The organism is Paenibacillus sp. ov031, from assembly GCF_900143165.1.
In the GTDB taxonomy this organism is placed as follows: Bacteria; Bacillota; Bacilli; order Paenibacillales; family Paenibacillaceae; genus Paenibacillus; species Paenibacillus marchantiae.
Map to the genome: position 1 here is coordinate 777216 of NZ_FRDO01000002.1, position 20412 is coordinate 797627.

Genomic DNA, 20412 nt, shown 5'->3' on the forward strand with positions numbered 1-20412 from the left:
TTGCGCCCCTCGGGACGCCATATTAATTTCAATATATAGTTCAGTTGTTCAGTTGCAAAACGCTTCTTTTCGCATTATTCATATCTTGATATGGCTCTTAATGAAATCGCTCTTCCGTTTTGGAAAAGTACTTCTGTACGAAAAAAGCAATGGCTTCTGCACCGGGCAGGAAGCCATTGCGTCTTCAATTTCGTGTTATTTCGTCGTAATGACTACGCGCCGATTGGGCTCCTCGCCCTTGCTGTATGTCTTAATCTGCGAGTGATTTTGCAATTTCGCATGAATGACTTTGCGTTCGAGTGGCGGCATTGGCTCCAGCACAACTTCCTTGCCAGTGCGAATCGCCTGTCCAGCCAGACGTTCAGCCAGATCCTCCAGCGTCTTGCGTCGACGTTGACGGAAATTCTCTGCATCGAGTACGATGCGAACGAAGCTTTCCGAATAACGATTTGCTACAATGTTCGTCAAATATTGAAGGGCATCCAGCGTCTGTCCACGTCTGCCAATAATCATGCCCAGGTCTTCACCGGCAATATTGAAGATATGTCCATCACGCTGTTTTTTGATATGCACTTCAACATCCAGTCCCATACCTGCTGCCACTTCTTTTAAGAAAGCAGCCGCTTCCTCATAGGGATTTTTAGCAGCCACACCCTCAAGTGTTGCTTCAACCTGAGGTATATGTGCGGCCGGCTTGATCGGTTGTAAAACAGGTTCAGGCACAGGCAGAAGTTTCACTTCCACTTTAGCGGCCTTAACCCCGATCAAACCCAGGAATCCTTTTGACGGCTGCTCTAACACTTGTATCTCGACCTTGTCCCGGCTCACGCCAAGCTCAGCCAATCCTTGGTTTACAGCATCTTCAACGGTTTTTCCTGACGCAATGACTTTGGTCATTTCGATTTTTTGGCCCCTTTCGAACCTTTTCCAGAGACAGTTGCCTTGCCACCGTTTTTGCGTTTAGCTCCATTTCCATTTTTGGAAGAGCTGCTCTGCTTCACGTTGACCTCAGCCACGACTTTATCATTATTCCGGTAAAGGAAATAGTTTTGCACGATCGTGTAGATGTTACTGTAGAACCAGTACAGTGGCAATGCAGCCGGGAACTGATACGACATAACGAAGATCAATATCGGGTACACCCACAGCATGAATTGCATCGGTCCAACCTGTTGTGCAGGGTTCATGCGCATCATCATCCACGTTTGAACGAATGTAGTGATGGCAGCCAGCACTGGCAAAATAAACAGGTGATCCGGCGCTCCGAGTTGAAGCCACAAGAAATCATGTGTTCTCAGACTCGAGTTTCCGTAAATTGAGTTATAAAGTGCGATGTAAATCGGCATCTGAATGATAAGTGGCAGACAACCGGCCATCGGATTAACTTTGTTCTCCTGAAACAACTTCATTGTTTCTTGCTGAACTTTCTCAGGTGTATCTTTATACTTGGCTTGAATTTCTTTCAACTGCGGCTGAATAGCTTGCATCGCCTTGGAACTGCGAACCTGCTTCATTGTCAGCGGCAAGATTAACGTCCGTACAATTAACACCATCACAAGGACGGCCAGTCCATATTCACCGTTAAACCAGTTGGCGAATGTATCGAGCGCCAGTGAGAACCAATAAATAACATTGGCTTGCCAGAATGATCCGTTTTTTAGATCTTCCGTAGTAACCCCGGCTCCTTGTGGAGTACATCCGGCGAGTACAGTGACCATTGCAATGACTGCAATGAGGAGAATCCACTTCCCCTTTGATGTCTTCAATCGCGACACTTCATAACCCCTCTCTTAACCATTCCATTCCACCGTAAATCATACCATAATTAGGAGGACAAATAAACCGAAGCTTACCGCTTGCCCGACTTCAAAAGAGAGCCCTTGCGCATCGCATGCAACAGGCTTTTTTCCATATCCTTATAGGACATGTCCAATGCACCTTTTCTGACGATAAAGATCAGATCCATCTGCGTGACAATCTCTTTCTCATGATGACGTACAATTTCCTTAATCATGCGTCTCATCCGGTTGCGTACGACAGCGTTTCCGATTTTCTTGCTGCAGGATACACCCACTCGGAATTGTTCTGTATCTTTACGACGACAGCCGTACACCACAAACTGATGATTGGCAAACGATTTCCCATACCGGTATACGCGGCTAAAGTCCGCCCGGTTTCGTAAACGCAGTCTTTTATACACGGCGCTTCTCCTTGCTGTTTTCCACCAACATTATTGACGAATGCCTAATTACTGATTTAGTATAGGCTTTCTTGAATAACGATAAACCGTCTTGGCGGCAACTTCATTTGGGATGATTGTTGATCAGTCATTTCAACTGAGCAAACATTCATCCTTATATAAGGAACGTTTTCGAAAAAACGGACATCTCATTCATTGAACATAAATGTGTACTTATGCTTTTTCGCAGCCAATTCAGACCTGACCTTTACCAGCATCCAGTCTGAAATGACCTATTTAAGAAAAAAAAGACCACCTCGGTGGTCTTCACATGCATTTAAGCACTCAGGACTTTACGGCCTTTAAGGCGACGTGCAGCCAGAACTTTACGTCCGTTGCTCGTGCTCATTCTTTTCCGGAAACCATGAACTTTTTTACGTTTGCTAACGTTCGGTTTGAATGTAGGTCTCAATGTATTGCACCTCCTCACAAGGAAATACTTATGTGATGAATCACTTTCATCTTCACAGAAAACACCTTTATATATTTAACCATGAACACCTGGAAAAGTCAACTGCGAGCCTCTTGCCTCCTTTCTCCTTTTTAATGCCTATTCCACCCTACCTAAACGGCCATGGATTCGTACTCCTGTTTACTACCTTTTTAAAGCATCATTTAGAAGATCAAAAAGTTATCCCCAGTTCCGATTCATTCATCAAAAATCAGTTTTTACGGTTATCCACACCCCTCAACCCCCTTAATTCTTTCTTTAATTACCATTTCAAGTTATTCACATGTGGATAAGGAATATTTATCGATGACAGACTGTTTCATTGGCTCTACTTTTGGTTAATATTCCTACGTTTCTGAAGAACTTCAGTGGAGCAGCAATCCATTAGATAACCAATATTTTTTGGCTTTTAAAATGACATACTTTAAATTTAATGTATCCGCTTTATTCTATGGTTTACAAGTTTTCGAGAAAGGTGTAGGATAAAAAAATCACATCTTGTATACAAGTATACTTATGGGAAGCACAGTACCGATCCAAACTCATTTATAAGGAAGATAATTATTCCTCTAGCTCTTTGAAAAATCCATTTGAAGCAATATGACGTTCCTAAATTCAGCATACGCACAGAGCATACAGCCATTTATTCTCGTTATAAGGATTGGTGTAAAACGCTCAATCAGCAAATTAGTTGTGCTATGATCAGTATTGAACTGATTACTTATAATAGGAGCGTTAGCCATTATGCTGTTTCCTTCATCCTGGCTTCAGGGATCTTCCCGCGGGGAAGCCATTGCCTGCGAATTAAGACTACGGATCATTAGCGGAACCCTTCGTCCTGGCGAAATTTTGTCAGAAAATCGGATTGCCGCTGATTTTAACAGCAGTCGATCACCTGTACGTGAAGCGTTAAGAACACTGTCGAATGAAGGGCTCATTCGGTTGGAGCGTATGGGCGTGGTTGTCATTGGATTGAAAATTAAAGATGTCGAGGAATTATATGACGTACGTTTCCTGATTGAAAGTTTTGTGCAGCAGCGACTTGCGGGGGATGTACCAGAACAATTGATTACCCAGTTAAGCAATGTGATAGACAAAATGGACTTGGCTGGACGTCACCAAGATGCTGTTGAATTTGCGTATCAGGATCTTACCTTTCACGAGACTATTATCGAAGCCGCCCAGCATTCGCGTATTTTACATCTATGGAAAAGCATTCGTTATGTAGTCATGACGGTTATGCTGCTCACCACCCGCAGGGTTTTTATTCAGGGCGAGCAGAAAGTAAGCGCTGTAATAGGTAAACACCGCTTGCTGATTGAGGCACTTGAATCGGGTGATAAGACACGCATTCAATCTGGAGTTCGCACGTATTTTCAGGATTCAGGCAAGACGCTGCACGAAAGCTTTGATTCCTAATGACATGTAATGAAATTTTATTACATCACTTCATGGAATATCTGTGCAGGGGTTCGCAATCATATCTGTTGTGAATGATTGCCCTTCAACTTGTCGACAAGTATACAAAATGTGATTTGTTTCAATTTTTTGGGGCATATTAAGAGGGATTAAGCCGCCCGCGCTACATGAATTGTAAAGTGTCTTCCCTCCTCCTGATCATGGATCAGTTGTAAGCGTTATATATCAGAAAAAAAGGAGCATACCTCATGAGCACTCTTTTTGGGCTATCCCATAATGCAACGTTATTGGTCTGGACATTGATTGCGATTGTATTCCTGATCGTGTTGATCTCCAAATATAAATGGAATCCTTTCATTACCCTTTTAATATCTGCATTAATGCTTGGATTACTTACAGGCATGAAACCCGCGGACGTAATTACTTCCATTACGGGAGGACTTGGCGGCACACTCGGAACGATTGCCATCGTCATCGGCCTTGGTACCATGCTTGGTAAGATGATGGCTGAATCGGGCGGAGCCGAGCGTATTGCTACCACACTGGTAGATCGTTTCGGTGTGAAACGTGTGCACTGGGCGATGATGATTGTTGGATTTATTGTCGGTATTCCAGTTTTCTTCGAAGTCGGCGTTATTCTACTGATTCCGATCATTTTCACCGTTGCACGTAAAACCAATATGTCGCTGCTGCAGATCGGTATTCCGATTTTGGCAGGTCTCTCTACTGTACATGGTCTGGTTCCACCTCACCCGGCTCCCATGATTGCCATCGAAGCGTACAGCGCCGATTTGGGTAAGACGATCTTGTATTCCCTTATTGTAGGTATTCCGACTGCTATTATCGCTGGACCTCTGTTTGGTAAATTTATCGGTAAAAGAATACATACCGAACCACCTGCAGAGCTGGCTGAACAATTCGCTACGAAAAAAAGTAACAACTTGCCCGGTTTCGGCATAACCTTGTTTACCATTTTGCTGCCGGTCATTTTGATGCTCATTGGCTCCATCGCCAATATCGTAGATCCTGACGCCACAAGCGGATTTACCGTATTCTGTGAATTTATCGGCCATGAAATTATAGCTCTGCTGATCTCCGTTGTGTTCGCCCTCTTTTCACTCGGATTCTCACGCGGGTTCAACAAACATGACATCTCCCGCTTCACCAGTGAATGTCTGGCGCCTACGGCGACCATCATTCTCATCATTGGCGGTGGCGGTGCGTTCAAACAGGTGTTGATCAATAGTGGCGTAGGTAATGCCATTGCTGAGGTCGCCACACATGCCAACATTAACGTGATCCTGTTCGCCTGGCTTGTAGCCGCACTCATTCGGGTTGCTACCGGTTCAGCAACTGTGGCCATGACGACAGCAGCTGGTATTGTAGCTCCGGTCCTTGCACTAACGCCAGGTGCTAATATTGAACTTGTCGTACTCGCTACCGGTGCAGGTTCACTTGTACTTTCTCATGTGAACGACGCAGGCTTCTGGATGATCAAAGAATTCTTCAATATGAGTGTCTCGCAGACGCTGAAGACGTGGACCGTTATGGAAACACTATTATCTGTAGTTGGACTGATCTTTATTTTGCTGCTGAGTACAGTCGTATAAATTGACTACCTATATAGAAGAAGAAAATAAATCCACACCATTAGAGCTTTAATTTTATGGGTTCAAAAGAAAGAAGGTTTATGTAAAGTGAACAACTATATGATTGGTATGGATATCGGTACAACCAGTACCAAATCCGTACTCTTTACGGAACAGGGTGAAGTTGTAAGCACTTCGACTCAGGAATATCCTTTATACACCCCAGCTCCGGATGTCGCTGAGCAGGATCCAGAACAAATTGTTCAAGCTGCCCTTCGCTCCGTACGCGGCGTGATGGAGCAAAGTGGCGTAGCTGCGGAACAAATTATGTTCGTGTCCTGCAGCTCTGCCATGCACAGTGTTATTGCGATGGGACAAGATGGTATGCCCCTCACTCGCTGCATCACTTGGGCTGACAACCGGAGCGCCGCCTGGGCCGCCAAACTGCAAAAGAACGGAATCGGGCATCGTATCTATTTGCGAACAGGTACACCGATTCACCCCATGTCGCCACTGACCAAATTAATGTGGCTGCGCCATGATGAACCTGAACTTTTTCAACGTACCGCCAAATTTATCTCTATCAAAGAATATTTGTTCTTCCGTCTGTTCGGTCAATATGTCGTGGATCACTCCATCGCATCCTGTACCGGTATGCTCAATCTGGAACAACTGGATTGGGATGCCGAAGCACTTGAGGTTGCAGGCATTACACCTGACCATCTATCGCAGCTCGTACCGACCACACATACTATAGAGGGAATGGATCGTACATGGGCTGAAAAAATGGCTCTCTCCCCCTCTACTCCCTTCGTCATCGGTGCAAGTGACGGGGTATTGTCCAATCTCGGTGTGAACGCCATTGAGCCTGGCGTTGTTGCAGCAACGATCGGCACCAGCGGCGCGATTCGCACCGTCGTTGACCGTCCTGTTACCGATCCAAAAGGTAGAACGTTCTGTTATGCCCTCACCGAGAATCTTTGGGTGATCGGTGGACCTGTGAATAACGGTGGCATGCTTTTCCGCTGGGTACGGGATGAATTCGCTGCCTCAGAAGTGGAAACAGCCAAACGGCTCGGCATCAATTCCTATGATGTACTCACCAAGATTGCTGAACGCGTCAGCCCCGGTTCGGAAGGGCTTCTATTCCATCCGTACCTTTCAGGGGAACGCGCCCCTTTATGGAATCCGGACGCCCGAGGTTCCTTCTTTGGTTTGACCCTCCACCACCAGAAAGAGCATATGATCCGTTCCGTTTTGGAAGGGGTTATTTTCAATCTATATACGGTACTGCTGGCCATGGAAGAACAGATCGGACAACCTACCTCCATTCAGGCAACGGGTGGTTTCGCTCGTTCCCCGCTCTGGCGTCAGATGATGTCCGATATATTCAACCAGGAAGTCATTGTGCCCGAGAGCTTCGAAAGTTCCTGTCTGGGGGCCGTCGTGCTCGGTCTTTATGCTACAGGGCGAATTCAGTCGCTTCATGCTGTTTCATCTATGGTAGGTACAACGCACAAGCATACCCCTATCAAAGAACATGCATCGATCTACCAGGAGCTGCTCCCCATCTTTATTCGCATTTCGCGAAAATTGGAAGAAGAATATGCAGATATCGCGGAATTCCAACGTAAATTTTCCGCTCATAACGAGTAAATCATCCCTTTATAACCACCAACCAAAAAGAGGTTGTTCTCTTTGACCACCATTCCGGTCTTAAAGAACAACCTCTTTTTGGCATAAAACAAATCTGCTGCAATGAAGTCACATCCATCTCCAAGGTTTGCGCGCATATCCATCCTACCTCTTTTAGGAATAAATTCTACGTTCATTTCATACAAATCAGTAAACGCTCCTTCCGTTCAACAGGCCCTCTTCTTGATCTCCTCTGCCTTTGATTTTGTCGTTTCCTCAATTCCTCTCTTCGAAAAAGGAAAACGGGCATGGAGAGTCACTCTCCTGAAAATCCCCAAAACGGTAATTTTCACTTTACGGTTATCCACAGAGAGGTTATTCACAAACAGAGAATACTTTTACACACAATTCAGCATCATTTGACGAATAACCTGTGTATAAAATAATTTGGGTTTTTGGGTCATCTTGTCGAAAGTTAAACAATTTATAAACAATATATTGTGTTGTGATTAAAAATTATACACAAGTTATTGAATTTGTGGATAAAATCACGTGATACATTGAAATGCCGGGCTTCTTTTGCTATGATTGTATTACTTTTGGATGTGAATATGTGATCTGACCCATAATATTATCAACAGCCTGTGGATAAAGTTGTGAACAATTTTCCGTTGTTCATTCTTTTTTTGTTTTCGACCTGCGGGGGTTTGGGGATAAATTCAACAATATATCTCGTATTTCGACACTGCATCATGGCTTAAGCCACACTTGGAACATGTAAAAGGAGTGACAGTCTGTGGACAGCCATACTTCTGATTTATGGCAGCAAATTTTATCAATTATACAAAACAAGCTCAGCAAACCCAGCTTTGACACTTGGTTCAAAGCAACCAAAGCTACCAAGCTGAATGATCGTTCGATCGTCATATCCGCACCAACCACGTTTGCCGTCGAATGGCTGGAGAGCCGTTACACCAAACTGGTCGGATCGACGGTATATGAGCTGCTTGGCAAACAGGTCGATGTGAAATTTGTCATCGAGGAGAACAAGCCTGCTGAACCGGACCCTCAACTGCCAGCGCCAACGCCTACAGTTGTTCAGGAAGAAGCGGTACTCAGCATGCTCAATCCGAAATATACATTCGATACATTTGTCATTGGGCCGGGCAACCGTTTTGCCCACGCCGCATCGCTGGCGGTCGCTGAAGCGCCCGCCAAAGCATACAATCCTCTGTTTCTTTATGGAGGGGTAGGTCTCGGCAAAACTCACTTGATGCATGCGATCGGACATTACGTCCTGGAGCATGATCCGGGCAGCAAAGTTGTTTATTTGTCTTCTGAGAAATTCACAAACGAATTCATTAACTCGATCCGTGACAACCGCGGGGAGAGCTTCCGTAACAAATACCGTAGTGTCGATATTCTGCTCATTGATGATATTCAGTTCTTGGCTGGAAAAGAATCGACGCAAGAGGAATTTTTCCATACGTTTAATGCGCTGCATGAGGAACGGAAACAGATCATCATCTCCAGCGACAGACCGCCGAAGGAAATTCCGACCCTGGAAGAACGGCTTCGTTCCCGTTTTGAATGGGGGCTAATTACGGATATCCAGCCTCCTGATCTGGAGACACGGATTGCTATTTTGCGTAAAAAAGCTCGTGCGGAAAACCTCGATATTCCGAATGAGGCGATGATGTACATCGCCAACCAGATTGATACCAATATTCGTGAGCTGGAAGGGGCCCTGATTCGGGTTGTTGCCTATTCTTCGCTGACTAATCAAGATGTAACCACTCATCTAGCAGCTGAAGCACTGAAGGATATTATTCCTTCCAGTCGTCCGAAAATGATCACTATTCACGACATCCAACAAAAGGTCGGCGAGTATTACAGCCTTAAGCTTGAAGATTTCAAAGCACGGAAACGGACCAAGGCCGTTGCGTTCCCAAGACAGATTGCTATGTATCTCTCTCGTGAACTTACAGACTTTTCTCTGCCCAAAATCGGTGAAGCATTTGGAGGGCGAGATCATACCACCGTCATCCATGCGCACGAAAAGATCTCCCAGGCGATTAAAGTCGATCAGGATCTCTATAAAGTTATCAACAACTTAACCGAAAAAATTAAGAATCCAACCTGAATAAGTCCCAAGCCTGTGCACAACGTATACACATGTGGATAGGCTTGGGCTTATGGGTTTATACCCACTTATCCACATATTCAGTGCCCCTATTACTATTATTACTATAAAGATCTAAAAGATATCATCTCCAAATAAGCGATTTCGAAGCTCTGCCTTCGGCCTTTTGAAAAACACATTTCAACACCTCTACACCCAAAAAACCCGCTAGGAGTGAAACCATGAAAATCAGCATAATGAAAAGCTACTTGAACGAATCCATCCAGCAAGTATCCAAAGCCATCTCAAGCCGTACGACGATCCCAATTCTGAGCGGTATCAAATTCGACGTTAATCATCAAGGTGTGACGTTGACAGCAAGCGACACCGATATTTCAATTCAATCCTTCATCCCGCTTGAAGATGGTGATAAAAGTGTTGTTCAGGTGGAACAACCTGGTAGTGTTGTACTGCCAGCCAAGTTTTTTGTCGAGATCATCAAAAAGCTGCCTTCCCAAGAAGTGCACATGGAGGTAAAAGAGAACTTCAACACCTTTATCTCCGCAGGAGCTACCGAAATTCAACTGGTTGGTCTTGATCCAGAAGAATTCCCAGTATTGCCAAGCATCGAAGAGAACCAAACCGTCTCCATTCCAGGAGATTTGCTCAAAAATATGATTAAACAAACCGTATTCTCCATTTCCACACATGAAACTACGCCGATTTTGACAGGTGTACTCTGGAGTTTGGGTGACAATGAACTGAAATTTGTGGCAACTGACCGTCACCGTCTTGCTACTCGTTCAGCAATGCTGGATAATGCAGAAGGTGTGAGATTCAACAATGTGGTGATCTCGGGTAAAACGCTGAACGAACTCAGCAAAATCGTGCCCGATCAAAATACACTTGTGGATATCGTTGTCGCTGACAACCAGGTTTTGTTCAAAATCGACCGTGTTCTGTTCTATTCGCGCATTTTGGACGGAACTTATCCGGATACTTCTAGAATTATTCCGACTTCGTACAAAACAGAACTCGTTTTGGATACAAAAAAATTAAGTGAATCTATCGACCGGGCTTATTTGTTGTCGCGTGAAGAAAAAACAAACATTGTGCGGATGCAAACGATGGAATCCGGATCAATCGAAATTTCTTCAAGCTCTTCCGAGCTGGGAAAAGTAAGAGAAGAGATCGAACCTGCCGACTTTAACGGCGAACCACTGAAAATCTCGTTCAACTCCAAATATATGCTGGATGTGCTGAAAGTGGTGGAGAGTGAGCAGCTGATGATCGCTTTCACTGGTGTCATGAGCCCTATCATCCTGAAACCGCTGGACGACAGTCACAGCTTGTACGTCATATTGCCTTACCGGACGACCAACTAACGAGAGGAAGATCATAGTGAACCAAGTAGCGATTCGTACGGAATATATTAAGCTTGATCAATTTTTGAAACTGGCCGACTGCATCCCAACCGGAGGTATGGCCAAAGCATTGCTTCAGGATGGGCTTGTACGTGTGAATAAAGAGCCTGAGGAACGCCGGGGACGCAAGTTATACCCTGGGGATATCGTTGAGGTGGACGGAGAAGGTTCGTTCGAAGTTGTCGCACAATAAGAAGACCAGTTAGATCCTGCTGCCTCCTGACGGACGGGATAAAAGGGAGGATACCGCGTGTTTGTAAACAGCATAGATCTGCAGCAATTCCGTAATTATGAACATCTGAGACTAGATTCTTTTGGTCCTGTGAATCTTTTGATCGGGCAAAATGCCCAAGGCAAGACCAATCTTGCAGAAGCCATTTTTGTGCTTGCACTCACTAAGAGCCACCGTACATCCCGCGACAAGGAACTGATTCGTTTCGGTGAAGAACGTGCCAGGCTTGCAGCAGAGGTCGACAAAAAGTACGGATCGGTCAAGCTCGAGCTATCTTTGTCGCAACAAGGCAAAAAAGCAAAGATCAACGGACTGGAACAGCGAAAGCTGAGTGATTTTGTCGGAGCGCTTAATGTGGTGATGTTTGCACCGGAAGATCTTGAGATTGTCAAAGGCACACCGGGGGTCCGCCGCCGGTTTCTTGACATGGAGATTGGACAGGTGGCTCCAGGCTACCTGTATCATCTGCAGCAATATCAAAAAGTGCTCGTCCAGCGTAACAATTTGCTCAAGCAATTATGGGGGCAGAGCGCTTCAGCCCAGACCATGCTTGAGGTGTGGAATGAACAACTGGTGGAGCATGGTGTTAAAATCGTCAAAAAAAGGAAACAATTCATAAAGAAACTGCAAAAGTGGGCTGAAACAATTCATCAGGGCATCACCGGAGGCGGAGAAGTCCTGCGTCTGGCCTATCTTCCTTCCTTCAGCGAAGCCGCTGAGGAAGATGAAGCTGTCTTAATGGACCAATTTATGATAAAATTATCACAAATGAAAGAGCAGGAGATTCGCCGAGGCACAACGCTTAGTGGGCCGCATCGGGATGACCTGTCCTTTTTCATTAACGATCGGGAAGTACAAACGTATGGCTCGCAGGGGCAGCAGCGCACAACGGCGTTGTCCCTTAAACTTGCGGAAATTGAACTGATTCATGAAGAAATCGGAGAATATCCGGTCCTGCTGCTGGACGATGTACTGTCTGAACTGGATCCTTTTCGTCAGACGCAGCTGATCGAAACGTTCCAGAGCAAGGTGCAAACCTTTATTACGGCTACCGGAATCGAGAGCTTAAACGTTGACAAGCTCAAAGATGCCAGTATTTATCACGTTCATGCCGGACAGGTTGAACGCTAAGGAGTGAGGGCTTATGTACATTCATCTGGGCGGTGAGAAGATTATCCGATCTTCCGAATTGGTCGCTATTTTTGATATATCGATTGAAAAATCCTCAAAAATTTCCAAGCAGTATGTCACGCATGCCGAGCAGGAAAAAACAGTGGAGCATATTGGTGAAGAGGAAGCCAAGTCCATTGTCGTGACCAAAAACATTGTGTACTACTCGCCTATTTCCTCAGCTACGCTCAAGAAGCGAGCTCACATTTTTCCTGATCTCTAGCCTATCGGCGGTACGAGTTATTGTACCTTTTGCTGCTTGTCTTTATTTAGATTGCTTACTGGAATTAAGGGAATATGTTCATTTCAGCATGCATTCTTAGTTAACGCATATTTACGATATTGAATCTATAGAAGTAGGTGAAAGGCATGTCTATGAATCAACCGTCATATGGTGCAGATGAAATTCAGGTACTTGAAGGGCTGGAAGCCGTACGTAAACGTCCGGGGATGTATATTGGTTCCACCAGTGCCAAAGGTCTGCATCATCTCGTTTGGGAAGTAGTGGACAATAGTATTGACGAAGCACTCGCAGGTTATTGTGATCATATCGAAGTTACTATTCATGAAGATAACAGCGTCACTGTAGTCGATAACGGGCGGGGGATTCCTGTCGGCGAACATGCCAAAATGAAACGTCCTGCACTTGAGGTTGTAATGACTGTTCTGCATGCAGGCGGTAAATTTGGCGGTGGCGGGTACAAAGTATCCGGTGGTCTTCATGGTGTAGGTGTATCTGTCGTCAATGCTCTATCAGAGAAAGTTGTTGTTACAGTTAAGGTTGACGGCCATGTGTATCAACAGGAATACCGTCGGGGTGTTCCGCAGTATGATCTGAAAACGATCGGTACAACGGAGGAAACGGGAACAACGGTTACGTTCCATCCGGATCCGGAGATTTTCACGGAAACAAGAGTTTATGACTATGAAACTTTGCTGACTCGTATTCGTGAGCTCGCGTTCCTGAACAAGGGAATTGGTATGACTTTAACCGATGAACGTACAGGTGTAACCAACTCTTTCCTGTATGAGGGCGGTATTATCGAGTATGTCTCCTTCCTGAACCAGAAGCGTGAAGCACTGCATGAAAACCCGATTTATGTAGAAGGATCAAGAGACAACATTCAGGTGGAAGTTGCATTGCAATACAATGACAGCTACACCGAGAATATTTACTCGTTTGCCAACAACATCAACACACATGAGGGCGGAACGCACGAATCCGGATTCAAGAGTGCCCTTACCCGGATTATCAATGATTATGCGCGCAAAGCGGGCGTAATCAAAGACAGCACAGGTAATCTGTCCGGGGATGATGTACGTGAAGGTCTGACAGCGATTATCTCGGTCAAGATCCCTGAACCGCAATTTGAGGGACAGACCAAGACGAAGCTGGGTAACAGTGAAGTGCGCGGAATTGTCGAATCCCTGTTTGCTGAGAAGCTGCAGGAGTTCCTGGAAGAGAATCCTTCCGTATCCCGTCGCATTTTGGAAAAAGGACTGCAAGCTGCCCGTGCACGTGAAGCAGCTCGTAAAGCACGTGAACTGACGCGTCGTAAAGGTGCACTCGAAGTCAGCTCTTTGCCAGGTAAATTGGCCGACTGTTCATCCAAGGATGCTTCAATCAGCGAATTGTACATCGTCGAAGGTGACTCCGCCGGTGGATCAGCGAAGCAAGGACGAGATCGTCATTTCCAAGCGATTTTGCCTCTGCGTGGTAAGATTCTGAACGTGGAAAAAGCACGTCTTGACCGGATTTTGGGTAATGCGGAGATCAGAGCGATCATTACCGCAATGGGTACAGGAATTGGCGATGACTTCGATATTGCCAAAGCACGTTATCACAAAATCATTTTGATGACGGATGCCGACGTCGATGGCGCTCACATTCGGACATTGCTTCTGACATTCCTTTATCGCTATATGCGCAAAATCATTGAGGCTGGTTATGTATACATTGCCCAACCGCCATTGTTCAAGATTGAGCGCAATAAAGTAATTCGTTATGCTGGTTCCGAGAAGGAACGCGATGAAATTATCGCAACTCTCGGCGAAAATGCGAAATTCAATGTCCAGCGTTATAAAGGTCTCGGTGAGATGAATGCCGGACAATTATGGGAAACGACGATGGACCCTGAGAGCCGGACCATGCTTCAAGTATCGATCGGCGATGCTATGCTGGCCGATGCCATGTTCGACACCCTGATGGGGGATAATGTTGAACCTCGTCGTGACTTTATTCAGGAAAATGCAAAATACGTGAAAAACCTCGACATCTAACGATATTCGAAGAGGCGCCTGCGAGGGCGCCTCTTTTACATTATGGGATTATAGCATAGAGATTTTAGGTTGGACTCTGGAGTGCCTGTTACCGATGTGTGCGGCTTTTGGTAGAGGAGGCCTGGGCTTTGGGAGAGGTACGAGATGTTTTCCCTTTTTTGGAGGGTAATCTGCCGTATGCTCTCGCATAACGCTTGATCTTTCGGTACGTTTCCTTATCAGGCAATAGGCCAAAAGCATAGATACCCGGCAATGTGTTGACTTCAATAATCCATGGCCGTCCATCTTCGTCCAGTGCGATATCGATACCAATCTCTTTGAGTCTTGGAAATGACTTCTGTAGCTGTACCGCTGTATGAATGCCTAAACGATATAGCTCACTGCGTAGTTGCTGGAACCGCTCCTGGTCAAAATGAGGACGTACCAACTCATTAAAGGTGGCCAATCGTCCGCCGCCATGAATGTTGGTAATGATTTTGCCCGGTGCAGCAACTCTCCCCAGGATACCTGTCGTTTCCCAATTGCGTTGTAGATTTTTCTGCGTCAGTACCCGCAGGTCAAAAGGCAACCCATCATGTTTCATCAGCGGAATGCCTTGCTGAATGATGTAGTCGCGCTTCTGGATACGTTCAGTGAGCGCCAGATCCAGCTCATCGAGGGAATGGAAGTGTTTCTCCTCCGTCCCATATCGAAGTTCATACGTTGTCAGGGGGACTTCAGCAGAGATCTCGGCACCGACTTCAGCTGTGGAAGGGAAGAGTGGATCAGCAGAGATTTCTGATGTGTTTGCATCGGTAATCGGGTGTGGATTCATACGGATGGTTTTTACCCGCATGACGCCATTGCCGTAGGTTCCCCGATCCGGTTTGATATAGTTTGACTCGAATAATTCAGTCATCCGTTCCAGGGTCTGGCGATTATATTGTCGTGTTACCGGTATATATCCATTCACATTACGGCTGCGTTGTAACACAGCTGTCTTGGTCCATTTGCTGGAGACACGCTGGATGCCCAAGAGCCATCAGTCCTTTCGTGTTTTAATGGGGTTTATAAGAGTGGCAGACGCGGAGAAATCAAAGGACAAGAGATGATTTCAGTGGTATAATAGAGAAATATGGCGTTTTGTGCGGTTTTGTTGCACAGATGTAGTTTGATCGTAGAACGGGAACGGTCTAAGCCTGAATATACACAGTACAATTGCCGCTTTTTCTAGCATTGTATGTGTAAATGGGGAGGAAGGCAGGGCGAACCCCCAGACTCTCTAAAGTTCCCGGAAGAAAGGCTATTGCCCAGCGGACGTTTAATTGTTTACCTTTTGTGAAAGTAATATAATAAAGAGTAGCGTCCTTGTGCGGTTTTAGCCTTGTTAGGCTCTTCACATATAATTAATTTTCGAATGATTGAATGGAATGTTTGTTGAAGGACAAGAAGGAGGTCCAGCATGGCGGAAGAAATGAACTCGCAGGTTAAAGATCGGGATATTGGCGTCGAGATGCGTGAATCGTTTATGGATTATGCGATGAGCATTATTGTGAGCCGTGCCTTACCTGACGTGCGTGACGGATTGAAGCCGGTTCACCGGCGTATTCTGTACGCAATGTCCGAGCTAGGCATGACACCCGATAAACCACATAAAAAATCAGCCAGAATCGTCGGCGAAGTTATCGGTAAGTATCACCCACACGGTGACTCTGCCGTATATGAAACGATGGTACGGATGGCACAGGACTTCTCCCTGCGCTACATGCACGTAGATGGACATGGTAACTTTGGATCGGTGGATGGCGATATGGCAGCAGCCATGCGTTATACGGAAGCCCGGTTGTCCAAGATTGCAATGGAAATGCTCAGAGACATCAACAAGGATACGATTGACTTCCAGCCGAACTATGACGGTGAAGAAAGTGAACCTGTCGTTCTGCCAGCTCGTTTCCCTAACTTGCTTGTCAATGGTGTCGGCGGGATTGCGGTAGGTATGGCGACCAACATTCCTCCTCATAACCTGGGAGAGGTAATCGACGGCGTACAGGCCATGATCAAAAATCCGGATATCACTTCCATGGAGTTGATGGATTATATTCAAGGGCCAGACTTCCCAACTTCCGGTTATATTTTGGGACGTTCCGGAATTCGCCAGGCGTATCAAACCGGACGTGGTTCAGTAACGATGCGGGCCAAAACCAACATCGAAGAAAACAACAACAAAGCACGGATTATTGTTACGGAACTTCCTTATCAGGTGAACAAGGCAAGACTCGTTGAGAAAATTGCTGAGTTGGTACGTGATAAAAAGATTGATGGTATTACGGATCTCCGTGATGAGTCTGACCGTAACGGTATGCGGATTGTGATTGAGCTTCGCAGAGACGTGAACCCGGGTGTAGTGCTGAACAACCTGTACAAGCATACAGCGATGCAGTCCACCTTTGGGATTAACATGCTCGCGATTGTAAATAAAGAACCTAAGATTCTGAATCTGCGTGAAGTGTTGTATCACTACTTGCAGCATCAGATTGAGGTTATACGTAGACGTACACAGTTCGAACTGAAAAAAGCGGAAGCACGCGCGCACATTCTGGAAGGCTTGCGTATCGCGCTGGATCATATCGACGAAATTATTGCGTTGATCCGTTCATCCAGCAATACAGATGCAGCCAGAGAAGGTCTGATCGAGCGTTTCTCACTCAGTCATGATCAGGCTCAAGCTATCCTCGATATGCGTCTGCAACGCCTGACAGGTCTGGAACGTGAGCGCATCGAAAATGAGTATAACGAACTGATGGTCAAAATTAAGGAATATCGTGAAATTTTGGCCAACGAGCACCTGGTGCTCGAAATTATCAGCACGGAGCTGCAAGAAATCCGTGATCGCTTCAGCGATGATCGTCGTACCGAAATCACTGTAGGTGAAGAGAGCATTCTGGACGAGGATCTGATTCCGCGTGAAGAGGTTATCATCACTATTACCCATACAGGCTATGTGAAACGTCTGCCGGTATCCACATACCGCAGTCAGAAGCGTGGCGGACGTGGGGTTGTGGGAATGGACACCAAAGATACCGACTTTGTTGAGCATCTGTTTGTGACCAACTCTCACAATTACCTCATGTTCTTTACCGACAAAGGTAAAGTGTACCGTCTCAAAGCTTATGAGATTCCAGAGCTTGGACGTACAGCACGGGGAACGCCGATTATCAATCTGATTCAGATCGAGCAGGGTGAATCGGTTAATGCCGTGATTCCAGTTCAGGAATTCGAAAGTGACAAGTATCTGTTCTTTGCTACCCGTCAAGGGGTTGTGAAGAAGACACCACTTGAGGATTACACCAATATTCGTAAAGGCGGTCTGATCGGGATCTCCCTGCGTGATGATGATGCCCTTATTGATGTTAAGCTGACAGACGGACTTCAAGAGATCATTATGGGTACAGCTCACGGGATGTCCATCCGATTCTCGGAAGGAAATGTTCGTTCCATGGGACGGAGTGCAACCGGGGTTAAAGGGATTACACTGGATGAGCAGGATGTCGTAATCGGTATGGACGTTGTTGACCAGGAACTGGATGTTCTGATTGTTACAGCCAAAGGTTACGGTAAACGTACGCCTGTCAGCGATTATCGGATGCAGACTCGTGGCGGTAAAGGGATTAAAACCATTAACGTCACAGATAAGAACGGTGCGGTAGTCAGCCTGAAAATGGTTAAGACAGAAGAAGATCTGATGATCATCACTTCCAGCGGTACGTTAATTCGGATGAGTATGGAAGGCATATCCACTATGGGTCGATACACGCAAGGCGTGAAGCTGATTCATATTCGCGATGAAGATGCCGTAGCTACAGTCAGCCGAATTGACAAGAATGAGGAAGAACCAGATGACGAAGAATTGATTGAAGGTGCAGAAGCTGCTGATTCTGAAGGTTTAGAGTCAACTCTTGATGAGGACGCGGTTTCCGATGCTGAAGTTGAGGGCGATGATTCAGGTTCTGAAGCATAGAATCAATTTTCTATAACGAAAATCATTTCATGATTACAATGAAATTGGAGGGCTCCCATATGGGGGCCCTTTGTTATTTTCACAGCTCCAGGACCATTCTCCTCGAAATCTGGGATGTACAGCCTGATTTTTGAGTAATATAATGGGAATTAACGTGAAAAACCGGGACTATGGTCTTGATATCATTATAGAAGAACGATGAGTGAGGGGAATAAACATGGGATTAATCACCCTGTCTGAAGTCAAACCAGGACTTAAACTGGGAAATGACGTGCAAACGCTTCGTGGCAATGTTCTGTTTCAGAAGGGCAAAGTCATTCTGCCCAAAGATGTGGAAGTACTCAGAGCCTTTATGATTCATCAAGTGGACATCGAGCAAGAAAGAACAGGGACAAGCACTTCAGGTTCTAAGGCTTCGTCGGCCTCTTCAGTCCATGTAGCTAATGAGAAGAACGGAGAGCGAGCAGGGAAAGGCAGCAGCGCAGTCTCAGCACCCGTCTTACCGTCTCTGCATGAAGAGTATGAAAAGATGGTAGGACTGACCAAAAAGGCTTTTCTATCCTCCCTGGCGGCTGAATTACCTGTATATGAGTTGCGTACACAGCTGGAAGCATTGTTTGTTCATCTTAAACAGTATAATGTGCTTACCTTCAGTCCACGAGTGATGCAAGAACATGATTATGTGTATCATCATGCCGTCTTGAGTGCCATTACATCTTATCAGTTGGCCCAGTGGATGGATCTGCCGTCCAAAGACTGGATGCAGGTAGCTTTTGCAGGATTGTTCCATGATATTGGTAATAACAAAGTGGACCCACAGATCCTTCATAAACCCTCTACGTTAACTGCGTCAGAGCAGGCAGAGATCCGACAGCATACGAAATATGGCTATCAGGTACTAAAACAGGCGAAGGCCATCAATGAGGGAGCTAGACTTGCAGCATTGCAGCATCATGAAAAAGTGGATGGGTCGGGTTACCCGCTGCAGCTCAGCGGCACGCAGATTCATATCTATGCCAAGATTGTAGCTATCGCTGATATCTTCCACGCCATGACTCTGGAGAAGATCTATCGTAAGGCACAGTCACCGTACCTGGTACTTGAACAAATTCAGAGCGAGGCTTTTGGCAAATTGGATCCTGCCATCGTAAATGTATTCGTTCAGCGTTCCACACAGATCCATAACGGTATCCGAGTGAAGCTTAGCAATAATCAAATTGGTGAGATCATATTCTCTGATCGGGATCATCCTACACGGCCGATGGTATCGGTAGAAGGAACAATCATCAATCTGATGCAGCAAAGGCAGCTACATATTCAGGAAGTCATTGGCTAGTTCAATCTTCAATTCATATAGAAGAACAGGGTCTTTCCAATATAGAGAGGCTCTTTTTTAGAGAACTTAAAGTAAAAGATAACTTTATTGAAAATAAAGCTTGCGTTCCGAATCTGTACATGGTATATTCTAATTCCGGCCAAGAAAACACGAGAAACACGGTGCGGCAAGCAAATGAAATAAGCTTCGAAAGAAACTTAAAAAAAGAGCTTGCAAAGTTGGTTCGGATGTGATAAGATATAAAAGTTGCTGAAGTGAACAATACACGGCAGTGAAACAAGTTTGATCTTTGAAAACTGAACAACGAGTGAGTAACGATCTTGCTTGCAAGATCGACGCTGAGAAATCGGTACACGTCTTCGGACTGTATGATTTCAAAGCAAAATAAATGAGATTTTTAATCTCGTCAGTTTCAAAATGAGCTTATCGCTCTTTTCAATACTTTAATGGAGAGTTTGATCCTGGCTCAGGACGAACGCTGGCGGCATGCCTAATACATGCAAGTCGAGCGGACTTGA

General features: G+C 45.5%; 17 protein-coding genes and 1 rRNA gene. 12 read left to right on the top strand and 6 right to left on the bottom strand.

The window, feature by feature from the left end:
- Positions 1-195: 195 nt before the first annotated feature.
- The 4 genes from jag to rpmH all read right to left on the bottom strand — a co-directional run bounded on the left by jag (position 196) and on the right by rpmH (position 2651).
- Positions 196-897, bottom strand: a complete 702-nt coding sequence (jag, locus tag BUA17_RS13605) for an RNA-binding cell elongation regulator Jag/EloR (RefSeq protein ID WP_063567388.1) — start codon at positions 895-897, stop codon at positions 196-198.
- Entirely contained in the window at positions 894-1775 is an 882-nt protein-coding gene (locus BUA17_RS13610; protein ID WP_072733932.1) for a YidC/Oxa1 family membrane protein insertase, read from the bottom strand. Before BUA17_RS13610 ends, jag begins: the two co-directional genes overlap by 4 nt.
- A 74-nt stretch (positions 1776-1849) precedes the next feature.
- The gene (gene rnpA, locus BUA17_RS13615; RefSeq protein ID WP_024629518.1) at positions 1850-2200 is read right to left on the bottom strand and encodes a ribonuclease P protein component; all 351 of its coding nucleotides are present in this window, start codon (positions 2198-2200) and stop codon (positions 1850-1852) included.
- 316 nt (positions 2201-2516) lie between these two features.
- Entirely contained in the window at positions 2517-2651 is a 135-nt protein-coding gene (gene rpmH, locus BUA17_RS13620) for a 50S ribosomal protein L34 (RefSeq protein WP_024629517.1), read from the bottom strand.
- A gap of 783 nt (positions 2652-3434) precedes the next feature.
- Here rpmH and BUA17_RS13625 point away from each other — a divergent pair.
- The 3 genes from BUA17_RS13625 to gntK all read left to right on the top strand — a co-directional run bounded on the left by BUA17_RS13625 (position 3435) and on the right by gntK (position 7354).
- Positions 3435-4109, top strand: coding sequence for a GntR family transcriptional regulator (locus BUA17_RS13625; protein ID WP_072733933.1), 675 nt, complete (start codon positions 3435-3437; stop codon positions 4107-4109).
- A 248-nt stretch (positions 4110-4357) separates the two neighbouring features.
- Entirely contained in the window at positions 4358-5719 is a 1362-nt protein-coding gene (locus BUA17_RS13630) for a GntP family permease (protein ID WP_064641435.1), read from the top strand.
- 99 nt (positions 5720-5818) lie between these two features.
- Entirely contained in the window at positions 5819-7354 is a 1536-nt protein-coding gene (gntK, locus tag BUA17_RS13635; protein WP_072733973.1) for a gluconokinase, read from the top strand.
- On the opposite strand, the gene BUA17_RS13640 is transcribed toward gntK, so the two are convergent.
- The gene (locus BUA17_RS13640) at positions 7342-7539 is read right to left on the bottom strand and encodes a hypothetical protein (protein ID WP_063567392.1); all 198 of its coding nucleotides are present in this window, start codon (positions 7537-7539) and stop codon (positions 7342-7344) included. The two genes, gntK and BUA17_RS13640, sit on opposite strands and share 13 nt — an antisense overlap.
- 590 nt (positions 7540-8129) lie before the next feature.
- Between BUA17_RS13640 and dnaA the strand changes: the two genes are divergently transcribed.
- From dnaA to gyrB, 6 genes are all read left to right on the top strand, one after another.
- Entirely contained in the window at positions 8130-9476 is a 1347-nt protein-coding gene (gene dnaA, locus BUA17_RS13645) for a chromosomal replication initiator protein DnaA (protein WP_024629513.1), read from the top strand.
- A 221-nt stretch (positions 9477-9697) separates the two neighbouring features.
- Positions 9698-10840 carry a DNA polymerase III subunit beta gene (gene dnaN, locus BUA17_RS13650; RefSeq protein ID WP_063567393.1) on the top strand — a complete coding sequence of 381 codons (1143 nt, stop codon included), beginning with the start codon at positions 9698-9700 and terminating at the stop codon, positions 10838-10840.
- A gap of 16 nt (positions 10841-10856) precedes the next feature.
- Positions 10857-11072: a S4 domain-containing protein YaaA gene (gene yaaA, locus BUA17_RS13655; protein WP_024629511.1), complete on the top strand. Its 216-nt coding sequence runs from the start codon at positions 10857-10859 to the stop codon at positions 11070-11072.
- Positions 11073-11129: 57 nt separating this feature from the next.
- The gene (gene recF / locus BUA17_RS13660; protein WP_063567394.1) at positions 11130-12242 is read left to right on the top strand and encodes a DNA replication/repair protein RecF; all 1113 of its coding nucleotides are present in this window, start codon (positions 11130-11132) and stop codon (positions 12240-12242) included.
- Positions 12243-12255: 13 nt separating this feature from the next.
- The gene (locus BUA17_RS13665; protein ID WP_017691405.1) at positions 12256-12504 is read left to right on the top strand and encodes an extracellular matrix regulator RemB; all 249 of its coding nucleotides are present in this window, start codon (positions 12256-12258) and stop codon (positions 12502-12504) included.
- A 146-nt stretch (positions 12505-12650) separates the two neighbouring features.
- Positions 12651-14561, top strand: a complete 1911-nt coding sequence (gene gyrB, locus BUA17_RS13670) for a DNA topoisomerase (ATP-hydrolyzing) subunit B (protein WP_063567395.1) — start codon at positions 12651-12653, stop codon at positions 14559-14561.
- Between the two features lie 88 nt (positions 14562-14649).
- Here the strand turns inward: gyrB and BUA17_RS13675 are convergent, their stop codons facing one another.
- The gene (locus BUA17_RS13675; protein ID WP_063567396.1) at positions 14650-15576 is read right to left on the bottom strand and encodes a YheC/YheD family protein; all 927 of its coding nucleotides are present in this window, start codon (positions 15574-15576) and stop codon (positions 14650-14652) included.
- A gap of 426 nt (positions 15577-16002) precedes the next feature.
- Between BUA17_RS13675 and gyrA the strand changes: the two genes are divergently transcribed.
- From gyrA to BUA17_RS13690, 3 genes are all read left to right on the top strand, one after another.
- Complete coding sequence (gene gyrA, locus BUA17_RS13680; protein ID WP_072733934.1) at positions 16003-18558, top strand: DNA gyrase subunit A; 2556 nt, start codon at positions 16003-16005, stop codon at positions 18556-18558.
- A 217-nt stretch (positions 18559-18775) separates the two neighbouring features.
- Positions 18776-19894, top strand: a complete 1119-nt coding sequence (locus tag BUA17_RS13685; RefSeq protein WP_072733935.1) for an HD-GYP domain-containing protein — start codon at positions 18776-18778, stop codon at positions 19892-19894.
- A gap of 443 nt (positions 19895-20337) precedes the next feature.
- Positions 20338-20412 (top strand): 16S ribosomal RNA (locus BUA17_RS13690); the annotation flags it as partial.

What these genes read in the sequence shown, in the direction of transcription:
- jag (WP_063567388.1), bottom strand. Translation starts at nt 897, where the DNA reads ATGACCAAAGTCATTGCGTCAGGAAAAACCGTTGAAGATGCTGTAAAC.
- BUA17_RS13625 (WP_072733933.1), top strand. Translation starts at nt 3,435, where the DNA reads ATGCTGTTTCCTTCATCCTGGCTTCAGGGATCTTCCCGCGGGGAAGCC.
- BUA17_RS13630 (WP_064641435.1), top strand. Translation starts at nt 4,358, where the DNA reads ATGAGCACTCTTTTTGGGCTATCCCATAATGCAACGTTATTGGTCTGG.
- gntK (WP_072733973.1), top strand. Translation starts at nt 5,819, where the DNA reads ATGATTGGTATGGATATCGGTACAACCAGTACCAAATCCGTACTCTTT.
- dnaN (WP_063567393.1), top strand. Translation starts at nt 9,698, where the DNA reads ATGAAAATCAGCATAATGAAAAGCTACTTGAACGAATCCATCCAGCAA.
- BUA17_RS13665 (WP_017691405.1), top strand. Translation starts at nt 12,256, where the DNA reads ATGTACATTCATCTGGGCGGTGAGAAGATTATCCGATCTTCCGAATTG.
- gyrB (WP_063567395.1), top strand. Translation starts at nt 12,651, where the DNA reads ATGTCTATGAATCAACCGTCATATGGTGCAGATGAAATTCAGGTACTT.
- gyrA (WP_072733934.1), top strand. Translation starts at nt 16,003, where the DNA reads ATGGCGGAAGAAATGAACTCGCAGGTTAAAGATCGGGATATTGGCGTC.
- BUA17_RS13685 (WP_072733935.1), top strand. Translation starts at nt 18,776, where the DNA reads ATGGGATTAATCACCCTGTCTGAAGTCAAACCAGGACTTAAACTGGGA.